General features: G+C 59.6%; 18 protein-coding genes and 2 tRNA genes. 15 read left to right on the plus strand and 5 right to left on the minus strand.

Annotated elements, in window-relative coordinates; genetic code table 11:
- Nucleotides 1-2: 2 nt before the first annotated feature.
- The 3 genes from E4P32_RS20440 to E4P32_RS20450 are packed head-to-tail and all read left to right on the plus strand — an operon-like array spanning nt 3 to nt 4230.
- Nucleotides 3-1547, plus strand: a complete 1545-nt coding sequence (locus E4P32_RS20440) for a VPA1262 family N-terminal domain-containing protein (protein WP_116435425.1) — start codon at nt 3-5, stop codon at nt 1545-1547.
- Nucleotides 1544-2239 carry a hypothetical protein gene (locus E4P32_RS20445; RefSeq protein WP_116435426.1) on the plus strand — a complete coding sequence of 232 codons (696 nt, stop codon included), beginning with the start codon at nt 1544-1546 and terminating at the stop codon, nt 2237-2239. The genes E4P32_RS20440 and E4P32_RS20445 overlap by 4 nt, the downstream gene beginning before the upstream one ends.
- Complete coding sequence (locus E4P32_RS20450; protein WP_116435427.1) at nt 2236-4230, plus strand: hypothetical protein; 1995 nt, start codon at nt 2236-2238, stop codon at nt 4228-4230. The genes E4P32_RS20445 and E4P32_RS20450 overlap by 4 nt, the downstream gene beginning before the upstream one ends.
- Before the next feature lie 387 nt (nt 4231-4617).
- Here E4P32_RS20450 and E4P32_RS20455 read toward each other — a convergent pair.
- Both E4P32_RS20455 and acs read right to left on the minus strand, forming a co-directional pair.
- Nucleotides 4618-4708, minus strand: a tRNA-Ser gene (locus E4P32_RS20455).
- Between the two features lie 193 nt (nt 4709-4901).
- Entirely contained in the window at nt 4902-6884 is a 1983-nt protein-coding gene (gene acs / locus E4P32_RS20460; protein WP_116435428.1) for an acetate--CoA ligase, read from the minus strand.
- 381 nt (nt 6885-7265) lie between these two features.
- On the opposite strand from acs, the gene E4P32_RS20465 reads away from it, so the two are divergent.
- The 4 genes from E4P32_RS20465 to E4P32_RS20480 all read left to right on the plus strand — a co-directional run bounded on the left by E4P32_RS20465 (nt 7266) and on the right by E4P32_RS20480 (nt 10599).
- Entirely contained in the window at nt 7266-7886 is a 621-nt protein-coding gene (locus tag E4P32_RS20465; RefSeq protein WP_116435429.1) for a YqhA family protein, read from the plus strand.
- Between the two features lie 44 nt (nt 7887-7930).
- On the plus strand, nt 7931-9475 hold the full coding sequence (locus E4P32_RS20470) for a fumarate hydratase (protein ID WP_116435430.1): 1545 nt from the start codon (nt 7931-7933) through the stop codon (nt 9473-9475).
- A 91-nt stretch (nt 9476-9566) separates the two neighbouring features.
- The gene (gene murI, locus E4P32_RS20475; RefSeq protein ID WP_116435709.1) at nt 9567-10394 is read left to right on the plus strand and encodes a glutamate racemase; all 828 of its coding nucleotides are present in this window, start codon (nt 9567-9569) and stop codon (nt 10392-10394) included.
- Between the two features lie 129 nt (nt 10395-10523).
- Nucleotides 10524-10599 (plus strand) — tRNA-His (locus E4P32_RS20480).
- 68 nt (nt 10600-10667) lie between these two features.
- Here E4P32_RS20480 and E4P32_RS20485 read toward each other — a convergent pair.
- Entirely contained in the window at nt 10668-11105 is a 438-nt protein-coding gene (locus E4P32_RS20485) for a helix-turn-helix domain-containing protein (RefSeq protein ID WP_116435431.1), read from the minus strand.
- A 98-nt stretch (nt 11106-11203) separates the two neighbouring features.
- Between E4P32_RS20485 and E4P32_RS20490 the strand changes: the two genes are divergently transcribed.
- Nucleotides 11204-12061: an SDR family oxidoreductase gene (locus tag E4P32_RS20490; protein WP_116435432.1), complete on the plus strand. Its 858-nt coding sequence runs from the start codon at nt 11204-11206 to the stop codon at nt 12059-12061.
- 78 nt (nt 12062-12139) lie between these two features.
- On the opposite strand, the gene mgrA is transcribed toward E4P32_RS20490, so the two are convergent.
- Complete coding sequence (gene mgrA, locus E4P32_RS20495) at nt 12140-13177, minus strand: L-glyceraldehyde 3-phosphate reductase (RefSeq protein WP_116435433.1); 1038 nt, start codon at nt 13175-13177, stop codon at nt 12140-12142.
- Nucleotides 13178-13241: 64 nt separating this feature from the next.
- The gene (locus E4P32_RS20500) at nt 13242-13784 is read right to left on the minus strand and encodes an XRE family transcriptional regulator (protein ID WP_116435434.1); all 543 of its coding nucleotides are present in this window, start codon (nt 13782-13784) and stop codon (nt 13242-13244) included.
- Nucleotides 13785-13881: 97 nt separating this feature from the next.
- Here E4P32_RS20500 and E4P32_RS20505 point away from each other — a divergent pair, with 97 nt between their 5' ends.
- From E4P32_RS20505 to E4P32_RS20535, 7 genes are all read left to right on the plus strand, one after another.
- Nucleotides 13882-14592 (plus strand): glutamine amidotransferase, encoded by a 711-nt coding sequence (locus E4P32_RS20505; protein ID WP_116435435.1) that lies wholly within the window; start codon nt 13882-13884, stop codon nt 14590-14592.
- On the plus strand, nt 14589-15296 hold the full coding sequence (locus tag E4P32_RS20510; RefSeq protein WP_116435436.1) for an MOSC domain-containing protein: 708 nt from the start codon (nt 14589-14591) through the stop codon (nt 15294-15296). Before E4P32_RS20505 ends, E4P32_RS20510 begins: the two co-directional genes overlap by 4 nt.
- Nucleotides 15297-15368: 72 nt before the next feature.
- On the plus strand, nt 15369-16268 hold the full coding sequence (locus tag E4P32_RS20515) for a DUF72 domain-containing protein (RefSeq protein ID WP_116435437.1): 900 nt from the start codon (nt 15369-15371) through the stop codon (nt 16266-16268).
- A gap of 254 nt (nt 16269-16522) precedes the next feature.
- Nucleotides 16523-16858, plus strand: a complete 336-nt coding sequence (locus E4P32_RS20520; RefSeq protein ID WP_167735708.1) for a hypothetical protein — start codon at nt 16523-16525, stop codon at nt 16856-16858.
- 173 nt (nt 16859-17031) lie between these two features.
- Entirely contained in the window at nt 17032-18120 is a 1089-nt protein-coding gene (locus tag E4P32_RS20525; protein WP_116435438.1) for an FAD-dependent oxidoreductase, read from the plus strand.
- 24 nt (nt 18121-18144) lie between these two features.
- On the plus strand, nt 18145-18666 hold the full coding sequence (locus E4P32_RS20530; protein ID WP_135008776.1) for a hypothetical protein: 522 nt from the start codon (nt 18145-18147) through the stop codon (nt 18664-18666).
- Between the two features lie 20 nt (nt 18667-18686).
- Nucleotides 18687-19403 carry an aspartate/glutamate racemase family protein gene (locus tag E4P32_RS20535; RefSeq protein ID WP_116435440.1) on the plus strand — a complete coding sequence of 239 codons (717 nt, stop codon included), beginning with the start codon at nt 18687-18689 and terminating at the stop codon, nt 19401-19403.
- The last annotated feature ends 47 nt before the right edge of the window (nt 19404-19450 follow it).

Here is a 19450-nt window from a genome sequence, read left to right on the forward strand (position 1 = left end):
CGATGCAAGTCACATCGATTGTGGAGGGCGATTACGAGCATGCAATCGTTCAGCTTATCTGCTTGCTATACGAGGAGAAATATCACCTTGTATTCGCTTCAGCCGAATTGTGGCCAGCCGAACTTGAACGCCCCCCCCAAGAAAAAAGGCTCTCTGAACCTGCGAAGAGGCTTGGAGGAAACGGTCGTATCTTTTACTCGCGGTACGTATTGACTGCGCGGGAGGCAATGGCTTGGTACGAGCGGTGTAGAGAAGGGAAATTCGAGCTTTTGCAGCGCGACGCGAGCTATCCAGCCGTAGCCGAACCGCATCTCGAAGAACCTCCGTGGCCACAGCTGGTGGTGGGCACCAAGTTCCCGGTCTCCGGCGATGTACCGTCCTCTGTTCGCGCGCACCACCTTTATCCAGAACACGTGCCACCTTTGATTCAGAAGTTGTTCGACCTGCATCCGGAGCTGCGCACCTGGGCATCAGATCGTATTCTCACGAGCTTCGAGCGGTATCCCGAGTTGGCTGGATCCATTCACTTGCTTGTGCCAAATCCAGTGTTCCGTAGCTTGCACATGCGATTGCACATCGCTGAAGACGGTAGTGAAGGTACCGCGATCGAAATCACGCCCAGGGAGGGCATGACTTCCGAAGGGCTCCAAGCCACAGTCATCGAGCATCGTCCGACAGGAATTAGCGCTTACCAGACGATGGCATTTGCAGCGGCCCCGTACTTGCTCGTAAAGCATGTTGGGGCAGTCGAGGAAGTCGAGTTGTACCTGCACTGCCCTCGCCGTGGCCTTTTAGAGTGGCAAGCTCCTTCGAGCTACATGCGGCAGTCGAGCATAGGGATAAGCCTTATTAGCTCGCGTAAGCGAATTCAAGTTCCTCAGCCCCCCGGTACCCCTCCTGAAGAGTACGAGGTGCCGCTTTCCCACTTGGTCTCTACAAGCACACATCGTGAACCAGGGGGACCCACGGTTCTGCCTGCAATACTTCGCAAGCGGGAGTTCGAGCGCAAGCGTTCGGATGAGGCTGAGAGATTAGGACAAAAGTGGTTTCATCGCTCAAAAACTGAGGCCACCGAGTTTGTTCGCGCTCTAATAGGGACCGCGCGCGAGCGAGTTTGGATAGTGGACCCGTACTTCGCAGCGCCCGAGCTGTTTAGCTTTGCGCTTGCGACTACCCACGCATCGGCAAAGGTCGTGATTCTTACTGGTGCCAGCACGGCTATGCAGATACCCGACCTCGTTGACAGTACCATTGAGGCCGGTGAGCAGCTACTGCGCACGCTATCGCGAACAGAAATGGGGCATATCGAAGTCAAGGTTATGACTGGTGATATGCCCACAGTCCATGACCGATTTCTAGTCATCGATAATGCAGTCTGGTTCACAGGTAATTCGCTCAACAGCTTGGGTGAGCGAGCAGGGATGATGATTAGTGTTCCCGCTCCCGATGTTGTAGTCGCAGAGCTCCAAAACATTCTGGATGACCTTGTACGGACCAGAACACTAGCCGACTGGGTTGCCGCACGCAAAACAAATAAAACGACATGAAGAGCGTCAACAAGAGCAGATCTCCGGTCAAAGAGCTTCCGCTGGACGATGATGAGGGCGCCTTTGCTGCAACAATTGATTGGCGCCCGCTTCGTAATTTTAACGGTACTGCGCAGCCCACTTTGCTGTGGGCAACAGTGCCTCACGCAACACAGCTCGTGGAAGCAGACAGCGTACGTATTCCCGGCTTGGAATCCATCGGAGCTCGACACGCTGAGAACCGCATGAGAAGGGATAGTGGATCGCCGTTGGGAAGTAAAGTGTTCTGGGAAGAGTTTCGCCGCTCTCGGCTAGTGATTCTCTTTGATCGTCATTCGGACCGCAAGCTTCTACATCGGTTGCGTGAGGAGCTTGAGCCAGGCATTGCGCGCAGTCTCCAGACACTTATCGTTCTTACGGGTAAGGATGACAAGTCTTACTGTACGCCTCTTGCCAAGAACATTCAGGAAGTGCTTTTGAAGGGTAACCCTTTGAAGTTTCATTACATCGAAGGTATGGAATCATCCAAATCTCCGTTCCCGCATGATCGATTTGCCGTAACCGATGGCGAATTTTGGCACTTCGGCGGTTCGGTGGGTAGTGTCGAGCAGTGCCTCACAGGGTTTAGTCGAGGCTGGAAGGCCAAGGACTTGGGCGTCAACGAGTTCATTGAAGCGACCCTGGCGGCCGCAGAACAATGGAGCAAAAAATGATCGATAAGCGACTTCTCAAGCTCAACAGCTGGATTTCCGAGGAGCAGGACCAAGTAAATCACGGGCGGCAAGGTACTAGCGAGCCGTGGGGGGCTGCGGTGAGGGCCGCACTCGCGGAGTTCTTTCAAAATCTGCTCGCGCAGATGCCAAAAGCACCTGCGAATGAAGGAATCATATCGTCCGTCGTTCAGCAATTCTTACCGACAGCCATTGAACCGCCTGCCGATTTCGCCGATCAATGGCCTGCGACAATCATAGACGACATCAACGTTTCGTTATTGAATCCGAGTGACCACGGCCGTCCTATTGCGGATTGGTTCATCGCTAGCGCTCTATTCGATGCGCTGGTGTCCCGCAAGCAGCCTTCCGTCGACGGGGTACACGTAGCTCGTATGCTGGCTGAGAACAGCACGCGTGTGCTGGCGTTTTCTGAAATCGTCGGGGCATCCAGCATCGTTGAACTCGGCGTAGTTACCGCCGCCATGCGCACATTTATCCAAGACGAGTGCTCGCGTCCCGAAAGTCATCTCTTACCAAGCCGCCGCTCTGCGCTTGGACCTGCAATGGAGGTATGGGCGGCCGAGGCAGATTTTGGTGCAGTGTGGGACACGCGAGTATGGATGGGTCTTGATATGCTACCGGAGCGCCTGGGAATGCTTGCTCCACTGGCTGCAGCCCGACCGATAGAGTTACTTCCATTGATAGAGGAGATCCGCCCATTCCCTTTGCAGGAGGGGTGCTTTTACTGGCGCTCCATCACATATGACCTCGATAAGGTCTTAGAAATGCTCGAACGAGCGCCTTTGGTGATTGACGAGCAGAGTGGACTTTGGAACAGGAACGTGGTTGCGCCCTTGCTGCTTCAAACTGCTTTTGGCGTGATTAGAGAGCTTGGCATCCATAGGAAAAACGACGGTACTCCACTCGCTCACAGCACCGAGCTGGCTAACATCGCTCACACCATTATTGAAAGGGCGTTAATGCGTCCTGACGGTGTCCAGCTTGTGTCTCGCTGGATGCGGCATCAAGTACATGTCGCGGCGTCTCGCTCCGAGGACTCGATCTTCGAAGCGGTATTCAATGCCACTTTGGCAGCATTTGCACAATCAAAAGTAGACGCTGCAGACGTGTATCCATCAATGAGTGAGGAGCCCCCAGAACATGGAGTGTTTCCGAGCCAACTTGCTGACGACGATGCAAGCAATGCGTACGAGCAGCTGGTGCTCGCGGCCATGCTCGTTCAAGAACGAGTGCTTAAAGGAGAGGGCCGTCGAGAAGCGTCCTTTCGCCCCTCCTTCATTGCACTCTTACGCAAGGCAAGAAGTCCGTTTTCAGTGAGATATGGCGAAGTAATGCCTACTTGGCGCCATCGTGTCTTCGCCAAGATCTACATGGCCGAGGATGAAGTCGCCGAGTCCTGGCGGGAAGACTTCGACCTATTCGCTCCCGAACAGCGAGCGGCTCTGCACTACTCATACTTCGACGACAATTCGTTGATGGCGCCCAGTTTGTTTCTTGCCGGGGTGGGTCTCAGCCTCATCGACTGTTGTCTTGAAGCCGATGAGAAATCACCACTTTCTTGCCAAGGCATAGTTGTTTGGAGAGCAGTGTTCGAAGCAACCCAACTGCTATTCACGCACTGGAGTCTGTCTAATGACGTATGGCGTAACGTGGCCGCATCGCTTTTTGCGCGCTACCCGGGTTGTTTGCGGGCGTTGAACCCAGCTGATTTGTCTAAGGAGCAGCCTGCTCAATTACTTTCCCGGCTTGGAGGCGACGAAGGCTTGGTAGCAAATGCCTTAGCAAATTTGCTAAACAACGGAATGGATGCGGCCATCATCTGTGGCTCTGGCCCCGAGGTGACAGAGATGAAGCTCCGGATGCAGAACTACCTTGCGTGGGAAGGCGAAGCTGGCAGCCGTGCGCTCAACCGAGGAGTGAGAAGCTACTTGGTCAAGAATTTCGTTGGCAGAGAAGGCGCCAGCAATTGAGGTCCGAGTCTACCAATTTCAGAAGCAGTACAAGGCCAACAAATCTACTTAGGCAAGTTATGCGGCGTGATGCGAGGTTGCCCCGACCGAACGTTCGTTGTGGGTAAAACGCTTAGGTTTTCAACGGAACGCAAAAGACAGCATGAAGACAGAAAAGCGCATCAGCACTAGGCTTGACGCAGGTTCTTGGACTACTTAGTACTTGATCTTGGCGGAGAGAGGGATTCGCCTACGTTCCGCAGGCCGCTGAATCGCTTGCAAGCGATTTCCTTCGAATCCCCCGCGTAAGCCGCGCAGGCGGCTTACTTCTCTCCGCAGATGGGTTTGCTGCGCAAACAAAATGGAAGTACAAATAAAAATGCCCGCATAAGCGGGCATTTTGTATTCTGGCGGAGAGAGGGGGATTCGAACCCCCGATAGGCTATTAACCTATACACGCTTTCCAGGCGTGCGACTTCAACCACTCATCCATCTCTCCGGAATTTGGCTTCGTTTTTAGCGAAGCCGCTGATTATAGCAACATTTTTTAGGGAGTGACGCGATTTTGAACCGTCACCCATAAAATAATGGCGATGCGTTGCGGCATCGCCATTATTTCTTGTCAGATCGGCATTCCCGGTGCGGATGCGGCTTGCGACCGGGAACAGCGTGCCTTTCCGTCTATTTTCAGCTTATTGCGCTTCCTTGAGCTGGTCCAGGATGGCCGGGTTTTCCAGGGTCGAGATGTCCTGCGTGATGTCTTCGCCCTTGGCCAGCACGCGCAGCAGGCGGCGCATGATTTTGCCGGAGCGGGTCTTGGGCAGGTTGTCGCCGAAACGGATTTCCTTGGGCTTGGCGATCGGGCCGATTTCCTTGGCGACCCAGTCGCGCAACTCCTTGGCGATGGCCTTGGCTTCGTCGCCGGTCGGGCGAGGGCGCTTCAGGACCACGAAGGCGCAGATCGATTCGCCGGTGGTTTCGTCCGGTTTGCCGACCACGGCGGCTTCGGCCACGATCGGGTTGGCGACCAAGGCGGATTCGATTTCCATCGTGCCCATGCGGTGACCGGAGACGTTCAGCACGTCATCGATGCGGCCGGTGATGGTGAAGTAGCCGGTGTCCTTGTTGCGGATCGCGCCGTCGCCGGCGAGGTAGACCTTGCCGCCGAATTCTTCAGGGAAATAGGCCTTCTTGAAACGCTCGGGATCGTTCCAGATGGTGCGGATCATCGACGGCCACGGACGCTTGACGACCAGGATGCCGCCGGTGCCGTCGGGCAGGTCGTTGCCGGTTTCATCGACGATGGCGGCGGTGATGCCCGGCAGCGGCAGTGTGCAAGAGCCCGGTACTTGCGGCGTCGCGCCCGGCAGCGGCGAGATCATGTGGCCGCCGGTTTCGGTTTGCCAGAAGGTGTCGACGATCGGGCATTTTTCCTGGCCGATGTTCTTGTAGTACCACATCCATGCTTCCGGATTGATCGGCTCACCGACCGAACCCAGCAGGCGCAGCGACGACAGGTCGTATTGCTTGGGATGGATTTTTTCGTCGGCTTCGGCGGCCTTGATCAGCGAGCGGATCGCGGTCGGCGCGGTGTAGAAAATGGTGGCCTTGTGGCGTTGGACCATGTCCCAGAAACGGCCGGCGTTCGGATAGGTCGGCACGCCTTCGAACACGATCTGCGTCGCGCCGACTGCCAGCGGGCCGTAGGCGATGTAGGTGTGGCCGGTGATCCAGCCGATGTCGGCGGTGCACCAGTAGATGTCGTTCGGCTTGATGTCGAAGGTCCACTTCATCGTCAGCACGGCCCACAGCAGGTAGCCGCCGGACGCGTGTTGCACGCCCTTCGGTTTGCCGGTGGAGCCGGAGGTGTAGAGGATGAACAACGGATGTTCGGCGTCGACCCATTCAGGTTCGCAGGCGTCGGGTTGGTTGGCGACGACGTCGTGCAGCCACAGGTCGCGGCCTTCGACCCAGTTGATGTCGGCGCCGGCGCGCTTGTAGACGATCACGTTCTTGATGGTGTCGCAGCCGCCCATGGCGAGCGCTTCGTCGACGATGGATTTGAGCGGCAATTGCTTGCCGCCGCGCACCTGGTAGTCGGCGGTGATGACGGCGACTGCGCCGGCGTCGATCACGCGTTCTTGCAGCGATTTGGCGGAGAAACCGCCGAACACCACCGAGTGCGTGGCGCCGATGCGGGCGCAGGCTTGCATGGCGGCGACGCCTTCGACCGACATCGGCATGTAGATGACGACGCGGTCGCCTTTCTTGACGCCGAGCGACTTCAGGCCGTTGGCGAAGTGGCAGACTTTCTTGTGCAGTTCGCGATAGGTGACGCGGGTGACCTTGGCGTCGTCGGATTCGAAGATGACCGCGGTCTTGTCGGCGTTGCCGTTGTCCAGGTTGACGTCGAGGCAGTTGTACGAGACGTTGATCTTGCCGTCTTCAAACCATTTGTAGAACGGCGCGTCGGCTTCGTTCAGGGTCTTGGTGAAGGGCTTGTTCCATTGCAGGTTTTCACGCGCGAGGCGGGCCCAGAAGCCTTCGTAGTCGCGCTCGGCTTCGGCGCACAAGGCGTTATAGGCGTCCATGCCGGACACGGCGGCGTTCTTGACGAACTCTGCCGGTGGAGCGAATACACGGTTTTCCTGCTTGAAGGTTTCGATGTCTGCCACGATTAGTCTCCTGCGATTAATGATTTTTGCTTTTTGCAAAACATAGGCGTGTTCACTTACTCAGTCCTTACACATTCTGAATTGATCGGGGCGGAAAGGGCCGCTGCGCGCGGTCCGACGTCACGTACAGAGGTCAGACCATAAGAGCGCAACGAAGTTTGCACTGCGGTATTGCCAGAGTGCATTATCGCATCTGTGGCCGTTGTCCGTAGCGCGCCGGCAGCCAAAGGTTGGGGCAAGAACCTGTCAAGGGAGTGTAAAATAGCGGCCTGAATTCGCTCGCCTGAATGCATCCGTTCTCCACATGCGATGCACGCAAGCTGCCGTGACGCAAGGCTGACCGCCTGCTCACATCACTGTTTTATTCTGAGATCCGCGCCAATGAAAGACACTCGCTCCACGCCTTCCGGTAAAAAGATCGGCATCGTTCCCAATCTGATTTTCATGAGCCGGTGGTTGCAGCTGCCTTTGTACCTCGGCCTGATCCTGGCGCAGTGCGTCTACGTCTATCATTTCTGGGTCGAGCTGAGCGACCTGATCGGCGCGGCGCTGGGCAATGCGGCCTCGCTGGAACACATCCTCGACGCGGTCGCCATCGAAGGCGCGCTGCGTCCCGACAAGCTCAACGAGCAAACCATCATGCTGGTGGTGCTGGCGCTGATCGACGTGGTGATGATTTCGAACCTGCTGATCATGGTGATCGTGGGCGGCTACGAAACCTTCGTCTCGCGCATGAACCTCGAAAGCCATCCCGATCAGCCCGAGTGGCTGTCGCACGTGAATGCCTCGGTGCTGAAGGTCAAGCTGGCGACGGCGATCATCGGCATCTCGTCGATCCATCTGCTCAAGACTTTCATCAACGCCAACCTGTACGACGTCAAGACCTTGCTGGCGCAGACCGGCATCCATATCACCTTCCTGTTGTCGGCCATGGCGATCGCCTATTGCGACCGGCTCATGAGCCATCCCGCGATTCCAGCGGAGCCGCCGGAACCACTCTGACCGAATCTTTCCGCATTTTTCATTCAACCCCGAGAGAACCAGCCATGACCATCATCAAGCAAGACGATCTCATCGAATCCGTAGCCGCCGCGCTGCAATACATCAGCTACTACCATCCGGTGGATTACATCCAGCATCTGGCGCGCGCCTATGAGCTGGAGCAGAACCCGGCCGCCAAGGATTCCATCGCCCAGATCCTGACCAACTCGCGCATGTGCGCCGAAGGCAAGCGTCCGATCTGCCAGGACACCGGCATCGTCAACGTGTTCCTGCGCATCGGCATGGGCGTGCGCTTTGAAGGTTTCGGCAGCGGCTCTATCGCCGACGCCGTCAACCAAGGCGTGCGCCAGGGTTACAGCCATCCGGACAACGTGCTGCGCGCCTCCATCGTGGCCGATCCGCAATTCGACCGCAAGAACACCAAGGACAACACCCCGGCCGTGATTCACATGGAACTGGTGCCGGGCAACACCGTCGACGTGCGCATCGCCGCCAAGGGTGGCGGTTCCGAGAACAAGACCAAGTTCGTCATGCTCAATCCTTCCGATTCGCTGGTGGACTGGGTCTTGAAGACCGTGCCGACCATGGGCGCCGGCTGGTGTCCTCCAGGCATGCTCGGCATCGGTATCGGCGGCACCGCCGAGAAGGCCATGCTGATGGCCAAGGAAGTGCTGATGGACGACATCGACATGTACGAACTGAAGCAACGTGGTCCGCAAAACAAGACCGAAGAGCTGCGCATTGAACTGTGCGACAAGGTCAACGCGCTCGGCATCGGCGCACAAGGCCTGGGCGGCTTGACCACCGTGCTTGACGTCAAGATCGCGATGTACCCGACCCACGCCGCATCCAAGCCGGTCGCGATGATCCCGAACTGCGCGGCAACCCGCCACGGCCACTTCGTGCTGGACGGTTCCGGCCCGGCCTACATGGACCCGCCGTCGCTGTCCGAATGGCCTGAAGTGCACTGGGTGCCGGACACCGAAAAGTCGAAGAGCGTCAACCTCGACACGCTGACCAAGGAAGAAGTCGCTTCGTGGAAGCCGGGCCAGACCCTGCTGCTGAACGGCAAGATGCTGACCGGCCGCGACGCCGCGCACAAGCGTATTCAGGAGATGCTGGCCAAGGGCGAGAAGCTGCCGGTCGACTTCACCAACCGCGTGATCTATTACGTCGGTCCGGTCGACCCGGTGCGCGACGAAGTGGTTGGTCCTGCGGGTCCGACGACGGCAACGCGCATGGACAAGTTCACCGACATGATGCTGGAGCAGACCGGCCTGATTTCCATGATCGGCAAGTCCGAACGCGGCCCGGCCGCCATCGAAGCGATCAAGAAGCACAAGTCGGCTTACCTGATGGCAGTCGGCGGTTCGGCCTACCTGGTGTCGAAGGCGATCAAGTCGGCCAAGGTGCTGGGCTTTGCGGACCTGGGCATGGAAGCGATCTACGAGTTCGACGTCAAGGACATGCCGGTCACGGTGGCAGTTGATTCCAACGGCATCTCGGTGCACAACACCGGTCCTGCCGAGTGGAAGGAAAAGATCGCGACCAACACCGCGCTGAGCAAGATCGCGGTCACGACTGCATGATGATGATGTTTCAACCGAAGCCGCAAGCGGGAGTCGCTCGCCGATGACCGCTGCGGCTTCACCAGCAACGCCGATGCCGGTGGACGCTCACATGAATTGTGATGCGCCCATCGGCATTTTCGATTCCGGCATCGGTGGCTTGTCGGTGCTGCGTCACGTGCGCGCGGCCTTGCCGCAGGAGCATCTGCTGTACTTCGCCGACTCCGGCTATGCGCCGTATGGTGACAAGGACGAGCAGCAGATCGTCGACCGCTCGCTGGCGATTGCCGGCTTCCTGATCGGGCAGGGCATCAAGGCATTGGTGGTGGCGTGCAATACCGCGACCGCCGCGGCGATCCAGGCGATCCGTGTGCAGTGGCCCGAACTGATCGTGGTCGGCATTGAGCCCGGCCTGAAACCGGCAGCGCTGCACAGCAAGAGCGGCGTGGTCGGCGTGCTGGCTACGCGCAGCACCTTGGCGAGTGCGCGCTTCATCGCCTTGCGTGAGCAGATCGCGGCAGCCGGCAAGGTGCAATTCATTTCGCAGGCCTGCGTCGGCCTGGTCGATCAGATCGAGAAGGGCGAGCTGCAATCGCCGGCCACAGCTGCATTGGTGGATCGCTACGTCATGCCGCTGATCGCGCAGGGCGCCGATACGCTGGTGCTGGGTTGCACGCATTATCCGTTTGCGCGCGAGCTGATCGAGTCGGCGGCGCGGCACGCCGGATGCGCCGCGCCGGTCATCATCGATACCGGCGAAGCGGTGACGCGGCAATTGAGCCGCTTGCTGGAGGCGAAGACGCTGATGCGTTCCGGCGACGCTGCTGAAAATGGCGGAAGTCTGGTGGCTTACACCACTGCCGGCGCGAGCACCTTGTCGACGGCCCTGGCGAATCTGCTGAAGATGGATGCAGAAGTACGCCAGATCGCGACGAGTTAGCCGCCGTCGCCCGGGGATTCCGGCAAATTGCATGGCGGCGACTATTTCATTTGCCAGAAGCCGTACAGTTTTGTATAATCTTTTGCTTCACTGACTCAAGGCAGTAATTCAGGTCTTGGTCATGCAGTGGTGGCTGTAGCTCAGTTGGTAGAGTCCAGGATTGTGATTCCTGTTGTCGCGGGTTCGAGCCCCGTCAGCCACCCCAGTTTGAACAGCAGCAAAAATAAACAAGGCCCGCATTCAGCAGGGCCTTTTTTATTTTCCGGGCGGGTTTTACTTTGACGCCCGGTTTTCTTTTTCCTCTTCCTTTTCCTGCCTGGCCGCCATGAAGCGCGGCAAACTCACCTCGATCCAATCCGTCAGCGTCTCGATGCGCTGCGCCGCTTCCTGCCCCAGCGGCGACAGCGTGTAGTCGACGTGCGGCGGCACTACGTCATACGATTTGCGGATCACCAGGCCGTCGCTTTCCAGCTCCTGCAGCGTCTGCGCCAGCATCTTTTCACTGACCCCGCCGACCTTGCGGCGCAGGTCGCTGAAGCGATGCGTGCCGCCCAGCAGGGCGACCAGCAACAGCACGCCCCAGCGGCTGGTGAGGTGCTTCAATACGCTGCGCGACGGGCAATCGGCGGCAAACAACTCGCCGCGCTGCATGCGGTCCTTCAGCGATACGTGGGTGGAAAGAGGGGGGAGTGCGGGGTCTCTGGTATTCATGGCGACTATTCTACACTAACCTTTTTGTGCGTACTTACTAAAAGTAAGTGCGTGGGCTAAGCTGCAATTTCTTTCACTTCACCTTACAGGAAATTGTCATGATCGTCGTCACCGGAGCCACCGGCCAATTGGGCCGCCTTGTCATCGCAGCATTATTGAAAACCGTACCCGCTGCGAACATCGTCGCCGCCGTGCGCAGCCCGGAAAAGGCCGCCGACCTTGCCGCGCTCGGCGTGCAGGTGCGCCGAGCCGACTACACCGACGCCGCCAGCCTCGACGCCGCGCTGCAGGGGGCAGAAAAAGTCCTGCTGATTTCGTCCAACGAAATCGGTGAGCGTCTGAATCAGCATCGCGCCGTCATCGACGCCGCCAAGCGCGCCAACGTCAAGCTGCTGGCTTACACCAGCGTGCTGCGCGCCGAAACCTCCGCACTCGGCCTGGCCGCCGAACACAAGCAAACCGAACAGGCCATCAAGGACAGCGGCGTGCCGGCAGCGATCCTGCGCAACGGCTGGTACCACGAGAACTACACCGGTGGCCTGTCGAAGGCAGTCGCCAACGGCGCCATCGTCGGCAGCGCCGGCGATGGTCGCATCTCCTCGGCTGCGCGCAGCGATTACGCCGCGGCCGCAGCAGCCGTGCTGACCGGCAGCGGCCACGCGGGCAAGATTTACGAACTGGCAGGCGACGGCGCCTACACGCTGAGCGAGCTGGCGGCGGAAACGGCGCGCCAGTCCGGCAAGCCGGTCGAGTACCGCAACATCCCGGAAGCCGACTACAAGGCCGCGCTGCTCGGTTTCGGATTGCCGGAAGTGATCGCCGTCCTGCTGTCGGACTCGGATGCGGCAGCGGCGAAGGGCGCCTTGTTTGATGAAGGCAAGCAATTGTCGGCGCTGATCGGCCGTCCGACGGCGCCGCTGTCGGCATCGGTGGAGGTGGCGCTAAGCAAAGGCTGATTTCGCTCCTTACTCTGCAATGAAAAACGGGCCCATCGCTATTTCGCATAGCGATGGGCCCGTTCTACTTGCGCGCGATTACTTGTGGCGCGACGACACTTCCCACAGATTCAGATGACCGTCCTGCGCCTGCTTGTCGATGGCGGCCAGTTCTTCCGCGCTGAAGCTCAGCTTGTCCAGCGCCGCGACGTTCTCGCGGATCTGCTTGCTGCTGCTGGCGCCGATCAGCGTGGTGGTCACGCGCGGATCGCGCAGCACCCAGGCCAGCGCCATCTGCGCCAGCGTCTGGCCGCGCGCCTTCGCGATGTCGTTGAGCGCACGTACGCGTTGCAGGTTTTCTTCGCTCAGGTGATCGCTCTTGAGCGAGCCGCCGCCGGCGCGATTGATGCGCGCATCGTCCGGAATGCCGTTGAGGTACTTGTCGCTCAGCAGTCCCTGCGCCAGCGCCGTGAAGGTGATGCAGCCCATGCCCTGGCGTTCCAGTTCATCGAGCAGGCCTTGCTCGATCCAGCGGTTGAACATGTTGTATGACGGCTGATGGATCAGGCAGGGCACCTTCCATTGCTTGAGCAGCTCGGCGGCTTCCTTGGTCTTCTCCGGCGAATACGACGACACGCCGACGTACAGCGCCTTGCCTTGCTGCACGGCGGTGGCCAGCGCGCCCATGGTTTCTTCCAGCGGGGTCTCGGGATCGAAGCGGTGCGAGTAGAAGATGTCGACGTAATCCAGGTTCATGCGCTTCAAGCTCTGGTCCAGGCTGGCCAGCACGTACTTGCGCGAGCCGCCGCCCTGGCCGTAAGGACCGGGCCACATGTCCCAGCCGGCCTTGGTCGAGATGATCAGTTCATCGCGGTAAGGCTGGAAATCCTGCTTGAACAGATGGCCGAAATTGGCTTCCGCGCTGCCGTACGGCGGCCCGTAATTGTTGGCCAGGTCGAAATGGGTGATGCCCAGGTCGAAGGCGGTGCGCAGCATTTCGCGCTGGGTCGCCAGCGAGGTGGTGTCGCCGAAGTTGTGCCACATGCCCAGCGACAGCAGCGGCAGTTTGAGGCCGCTGCGGCCGCACTGGCGATATTGCATGGTTTCGTAACGGGTGTTGGATGCGTGATAGGTCATGGATGTGTCTCCTTGTTTGATCGGGGTTTGCTTGCGTGTTTGCGTGTGGGGGAGGGCGCCGGTCTCAGCGCTCGCGATTGCTGACGATGACCATGACTTCGGCCTGGACGCTGCCGGTGCTTCTGGTCCGGTGCGGAATCAGCGCATTGAAATAGAGGGAATCGCCGGCCTTGAGTTGCACCAGCTGGTCGGGAAATTCAACGTCGATGCGGCCCTTGTGGACGAACAGGAATTCTTCTCCCTCGTGTTCCTTGAATGCCGACGCCACGAAATCCTGCGGCGGATACATCATGAAGGGCAGCATTTCTTTTGGCGCGATGTCGGCGGCGATGCTTTCCACCGCGCGGGCCCCGCCGGCAGTCTTCGCCATGGCAGTGCGCGCCGAGGCGCGCGTGATGCTGATCAGCTGATCGCTGCCGGCGTCCGACGCCAGTTGCCCGACGTCGACCTGCAAGGCCTTGGCCAGCTTCAGCGCCACCGCGATGGACGGCATGCTGACGCCGCGTTCTATCTTGGACAGATAGCTCTTGGTGAGGCCGCTTTGCTCAGCCAGCGTCTCCAGCGTCCAACCCTTTTGCTTTCTTAGCAACTTCAGTCGAATGGTCATGTCGGAATGGCGAAAATAGGTCAGGCATTGTAGCTCAGGACACTTTGTGTCATATAATCACCTGCGTGTCATATCCTTCGTCTTCGGAAAGCTCATCATGCAATGTCTCGTCATCCGCCATCTCGCCTTTGAAGACCTCGGCAACTTTGCGCCGGTGCTGAAGCAGGCCGGCTTTACCGTCGACTACGTCCAGGCCGGCGTCGATGTGCTGTCGCCGGCCGCCGTGGCGGCAGCGGATCTGCTGATCGTGCTGGGCGGCCCGATCGGCGTCAACGACAGCGCCGAATATCCCTTCATCAGCGAAGAGATCGAACTGGTACGCGGGCGCCTCGCGAGCGGTAAGCCCGTGCTCGGCATCTGTCTCGGCGCACAGATGATGGCGGCGGCGCTGGGTGCGCGCGTCTATCCCGGCAGGCAAAAGGAAATCGGTTGGGGTGGCGTAACGCTGACTGACGCCGGTCGCGCATCCAGTCTCGCCGTGCTCAATGACAAGGACAACGACGCCGTGCTGCATTGGCACGGCGATACTTTCGACCTGCCGGACGGCGCCGAGCTGCTGGCGTCGACTGCGGGGACGCCGCATCAGGCGTTTCGCTACGGACGCCATGCGCTGGCGCTGCAGTTCCACATCGAAGCCGACGCCGATTGTATCGACGCCTGGCTGATCGGCCACGCCTGCGAACTATCTCAGGCCGGGATCAGGCCGTCGGCGATCCGCGACGACGCCAGACGCTGCAGCGGTCAGGCGCGCAGCAATGCGGAAGATATCCTGCGCGCCTGGCTGGCGGAAACCGGATTGCACGCGTGAAAGACCAGCGTTGCCGCGTCGATCATCTGCTGACCGGCAAGGTCGCCCCGCTGGCGGGGACTGCGCATCTGAGCGGCATCGACAAGCATGTCCTGTCGGGGCGCATCTGGTGCGGCACCGACGGGTTGGTGGGCGACGAGCAGGGGGACCGGCTCTTCCATGGCGGACCCGACAAGGCCGTGCATCACTATCCGCGCGAGCACTACGCGTTCTGGCAGGCGCAGATCGGCGAGCGGGAATTGTGGTCGCGCCCGGGCGCCTTCGGTGAAAACATCTCCTCTCATTCGGTCACCGAACATGAGGTCTGCATCGGCGATCGCTTCTCGCTCGGCGATGCATTGCTCGAAGTCTCGCAGGCGCGCCAGCCGTGCTGGAAGCTCAACCTGCGCTTCGCCCATGCCGGCATGTCGCGGCTGGTGCAGCAATCCGGCAAGACCGGCTGGTACTACCGCGTGCTGCAAAGCGGGTGGATCACCGCCGGCGATGAACTGACCTTGCTGGCGCGACCGCATCCGCAGTGGCCGCTGTCGCGCATCCTCGACGTGCTGTATTGCCGGCCGGTCGAGCCGGACTTGCTGCATGAATTGCTGGCGATCGACAGTTTCCCGCCATCGTGGCGCAGCATGTTTGAAAAGCGGCTGTCATCCGGCCGGTTCGAAGATTGGACGAAGAGGCTAGACACGCCGTCAGCGGAAGTCTCATAAAGACGACCATGGTGAACTCTGAAATCCTGTACGTGTCTGCTCTGACAGATACTTCATTTCGGAGCAACGGCCATGGCAAAGATCCGTATCGGCATTTCCGGCTGGCGCTATGCGCCATGGCGCGGCGGCTTTTATCCTGAAGGGCTGAAGCAGGCCGACGAATTGCAATTCGCGTCGCGCGCCTTGCCCTCGATCGAACTCAACGGCTCCTTCTACGCCTTGCAGCGTCCGCAGAGCTACGCCGCCTGGTACGACGCGACGCCGCCGGGCTTCGTGTTCAGCATCAAGGGCAATCGCTTCATCACCCACATCCAGCGCCTGCGCGACATCGACGGGCCGCTCGCCAATGTATTCGCTTCAGGCGTGTTCAATCTCAAGGAAAAGCTGGGCCCGTTCCTGTGGCAATTCCCGCCGAGTTTTCGTTACGACGCCGAACTGGTGGAACATTTCCTGAGCCTGTTGCCGCACGACACCGAGGCCGCGCTGGAACTGGCGCAACACTGCGAGCCGCGCATGAAGGAGCGCAGCCTGCTTGAGATCGACAAGAAGCGCAAACTGCGCCACGCCATGGAGATCCGTCACGAGAGTTTTATCGACGAAGGTTTCATCGCGCTGCTGCACAAGTACAACGTCGCGCTGGTGGTGGCCGACACCGCCGGCAAGTGGCCGTATCTGGAAGATGTCACCGCCGATTTCATGTACCTGCGACTGCACGGCGACAAGGAGTTGTACGCCAGCGGTTATACCGAACCGGCGCTGGAGCGCTGGGCGCAACGCATCGAGGCGTGGAGCAAGGGTGGGCAGCCTAAGGATGCGCATTGCGTCTCTGCGAGCAAACCGAAAGCGCGCAAGAGCAGGGACGTTTATTGCTATTTCGATAATGATATTAAGGTCAAGGCCCCCTTCGATGCGAGGCGTCTGATTGAGCGACTGGGACTCGAAAAAGGGCTCGCCGCGCTGACAGAAAACTGACAAAGAATTCACTGCGGAAACACTCTGAAAAGTCACCTTGGTATGTTGTAAAGATTTGTTGCGAAGCGCCGAAAAATGTCGCTTAATGACGCCTGTCCGATGTCAAAAAATAATCATCGCAACAAGACGGCGGACAAAAGTCTTGGGGGGAATCCAAGCAAAATCGCAAAATGAATTTCAGGCAATGCTCGTGGATTGCCGCTGTTTTGTGTGACGAGTCATAACAACGATTAACTACTCGGCTGGAGAATTAAATGGGATCACTTTTGATCGGGACAGGCGCGGGTTTGTTCGGCGTTGCCATGCTGTGGCTGCGCTACGGCCACAAGCTGCGAGAAGAAGCGCCCGTGTCGGACTTCCAGCGCAAGCTCAATTTCATCCGCGACGTCTGTGACGGCAACCTCAAGAAAGCCAACGCGCTGCTGACCGAAAAGATGGCGCTCGACACCACGCTGTCGTACGAGCAGGCAGTTGAACACGTCTATCTCGACATGCTCGAAATCACCAACGAAGAACGCGCGGCTGTTCTGAAACACGGCGAGCGTCGCAAAGCCCGCCGCGCCAAATCGCAAGAATCCACGACGCAATAAGCGACACGCCTCTCACACATGCGATTTTGTAATTTGCAAACTCGCTATTGATAGTTGGGCGCCGGCAGGGCTGGCGCTATAGTGGAAATCTTGTTTTCACCATCAGGAAATCCGCCGGGAACAGTGCACTCAGTCTGAGTCATCGCAGTTCCCGACGATCGTCCAACCCAACTATGCATATCGTCATCGGCGCCGGCGTGATCGGCGCTTCGGTCGCTTATCATCTGGCGCGCGCAGGTGCGCCCGTCACCGTCATCGATGCCGGTCGCATCGGCGGCGGCACCAGCGGCAACAGCTTCGCCTGGGTCAATTCACACAACAAGGCGCCGCGCGCCTATCACGATCTCAATGTCGCCGGCATGCGCGCACATGCCGCCTTGCGCGAACGCTTCGGCGACGCGCCGTGGTGGCATGGCGGCGGCACCGTCGAATGGGAAGGCATCGCGCCTGAGGCTTATCGCGCCAAGGTGGCCTTGCTGCAATCCTGGGGCTATGCCGCAGAGTGGCTCGATCGCGCCGCCTTGCAGGCGCTGGAACCGGACATCAATCCCGATGCCGTCGGCGATGCGCCGGTGGCGTTCTTTCCCGACGACGGCTGGGTCGATCCCGTGGTCTACAGCCATGGACTATTGATCGAGGCCAAGCGGCTTGGCGCACACGTATTTGAACATCTTGCGGTGACGGCAATCTGTCGCCAGGGCAATCGGGTAATCGGCGTCACCACCGCCGATGGCACGACACATGACGCCGACGTGGTCGTCAACGCCACCGGACGCTGGGCCGACCAGGCGGCATTGCCGGCCGGGCTGCGCATTCCGCTGGCGCCGTCTGCGGGCCTGATGCTGTTCACGCCGCCGCTGGCGCACGGCGTGCAGCGCGTAATCTTTTCTCCTCGGGTACATATCCGTCCGGACGGCGCGGGGCGCCTGCTGATTTGCCGCAACGATCTCGAGGTCAAAGCCGACGCCGAATTCGACCGCCGCTCGCCCGAAGTGGCGGGACTGCTCGCCGCCGCCCGCGAGGTGTTGCCGCTGCTGCGTGGCGTCGACGCCGAAGCCTTGCGAGTGGGCGTGCGTGCGATTCCGGCGGATCAATTTCCTGCGGTCGGTCCATCGCCCGACACCAGCGGCTACTACAGCGTGGTCACGCACAGCGGCGTGACGCTGGCGCCTTTCCTGGGCGAAGCGGCTGCCGATGAAATCCTCAACAACACCGTGCGTCCCGAGCTGCAAAGCTTCCGGCCGCAACGCTTTTTTCTCTGACGTCTTCATCCCACAAGGACACCCATGGCAAGAATCAACCTCGTGCAGCGCGATGCGCTCGACCCGCAAGGCCGGCAATCCTACGACGACGAAATCGCGCGCGTCGGCCAGGTCACCAACATGAAGGGCACCATCCTGCATTCGCAGGCGGCGCACCAGGCCTATCACGGCTCCTACCTGATCAAGGCCGAGCTGATCAAGCTGCTCGGCAAGCGTGCCTTCAACGTCTACGCGCATGCGATTTCGTCGGCATCGGATTGCCTGCTGTGTTCGACCTTCTTCCGCAAGGCGCTGGCGGCCGAAGGCATCTCGCCGAAAGACTTCAGCCCGACCGACGACGAGCAATTGCTGATCGACCTCGGCAGCCGCATCGGCGGCCGCGCCAAGCAACTAGACGACGCCATCTGGGCGCGCCTGAAGCAACGCTACGATGACAGCGCCATCGTCAATCTGATCGGTTTCGGCGGCACCATGGTGGCCACCAACATCTTCAACAGCCTGCTCGAAGTCGACATGGACGACTACCTGCAAGACCCGGCGCAATAAAGAAGAAACGGAGCAAACACATGAGCGCGCCCAAGAAAACCTATTACGGCGTCAGCGTCGGCATCCTGATGGTGAAGACGCATTTCCGCCGTTACCTCGGTGACATCGGCCATGCCGGCACCTGGAATTTTCCGGTGCAATACCGCATCGTTGAAGATGCCGTGCCGTCCAAGATGACCGACCTGCACAACGTCAGCCTGCTGGAGCCTTTCAAGAAGGCCGCGAAGGAACTGGTTGACGCTGGCGTCGACGGCATCACCACGACCTGCGGCTTCCTGTCGATCTACCAGCAGGAGCTGGTCGACTTCTGCGGTGTGCCGGTCGCCACCAGCAGCCTGTTGCAGGTGCCGATGGTGCAGCGGATCATTCCGTCCAACAAGAAGGTCGGCATCCTCACCTACAACGGTGAGGTGCTCAACGGCAAATACCTGGAAGCGGTCGGTATCGCCGCCGACACGCCGGTGTACGGCATGCCACAGGACTCGGAGTTCGTGCGCTCGATCCGCGAAGGCGATGACGGCGTGCCGTATGCAGTGCTGCGCCAGGAAGTGCTCGACCTGGTCGCGCGCATGCTGCGTGAGAACCCGTCCATTGGCGCGATCGTGTCCGAATGCACCAACCTCGCGCCGTTCACGGCCGACATCCAGCAGACCTTCGACATCCCGATCTACGACACGGTGTCGCTGGTGAACTGGTTCCAGGCAGGCTTGCGGCCGCGGCGTTATCCGGCGGAGTAAGGTTGTGGCGGGTGCCGCCGGATCCATTGCGGAACCGGTATCATGCT

Origin of the sequence: Herbaspirillum sp. 3R11, from assembly GCF_004563925.1 — a bacterium.
Classification (GTDB): domain Bacteria; phylum Pseudomonadota; class Gammaproteobacteria; order Burkholderiales; family Burkholderiaceae_D; genus Herbaspirillum.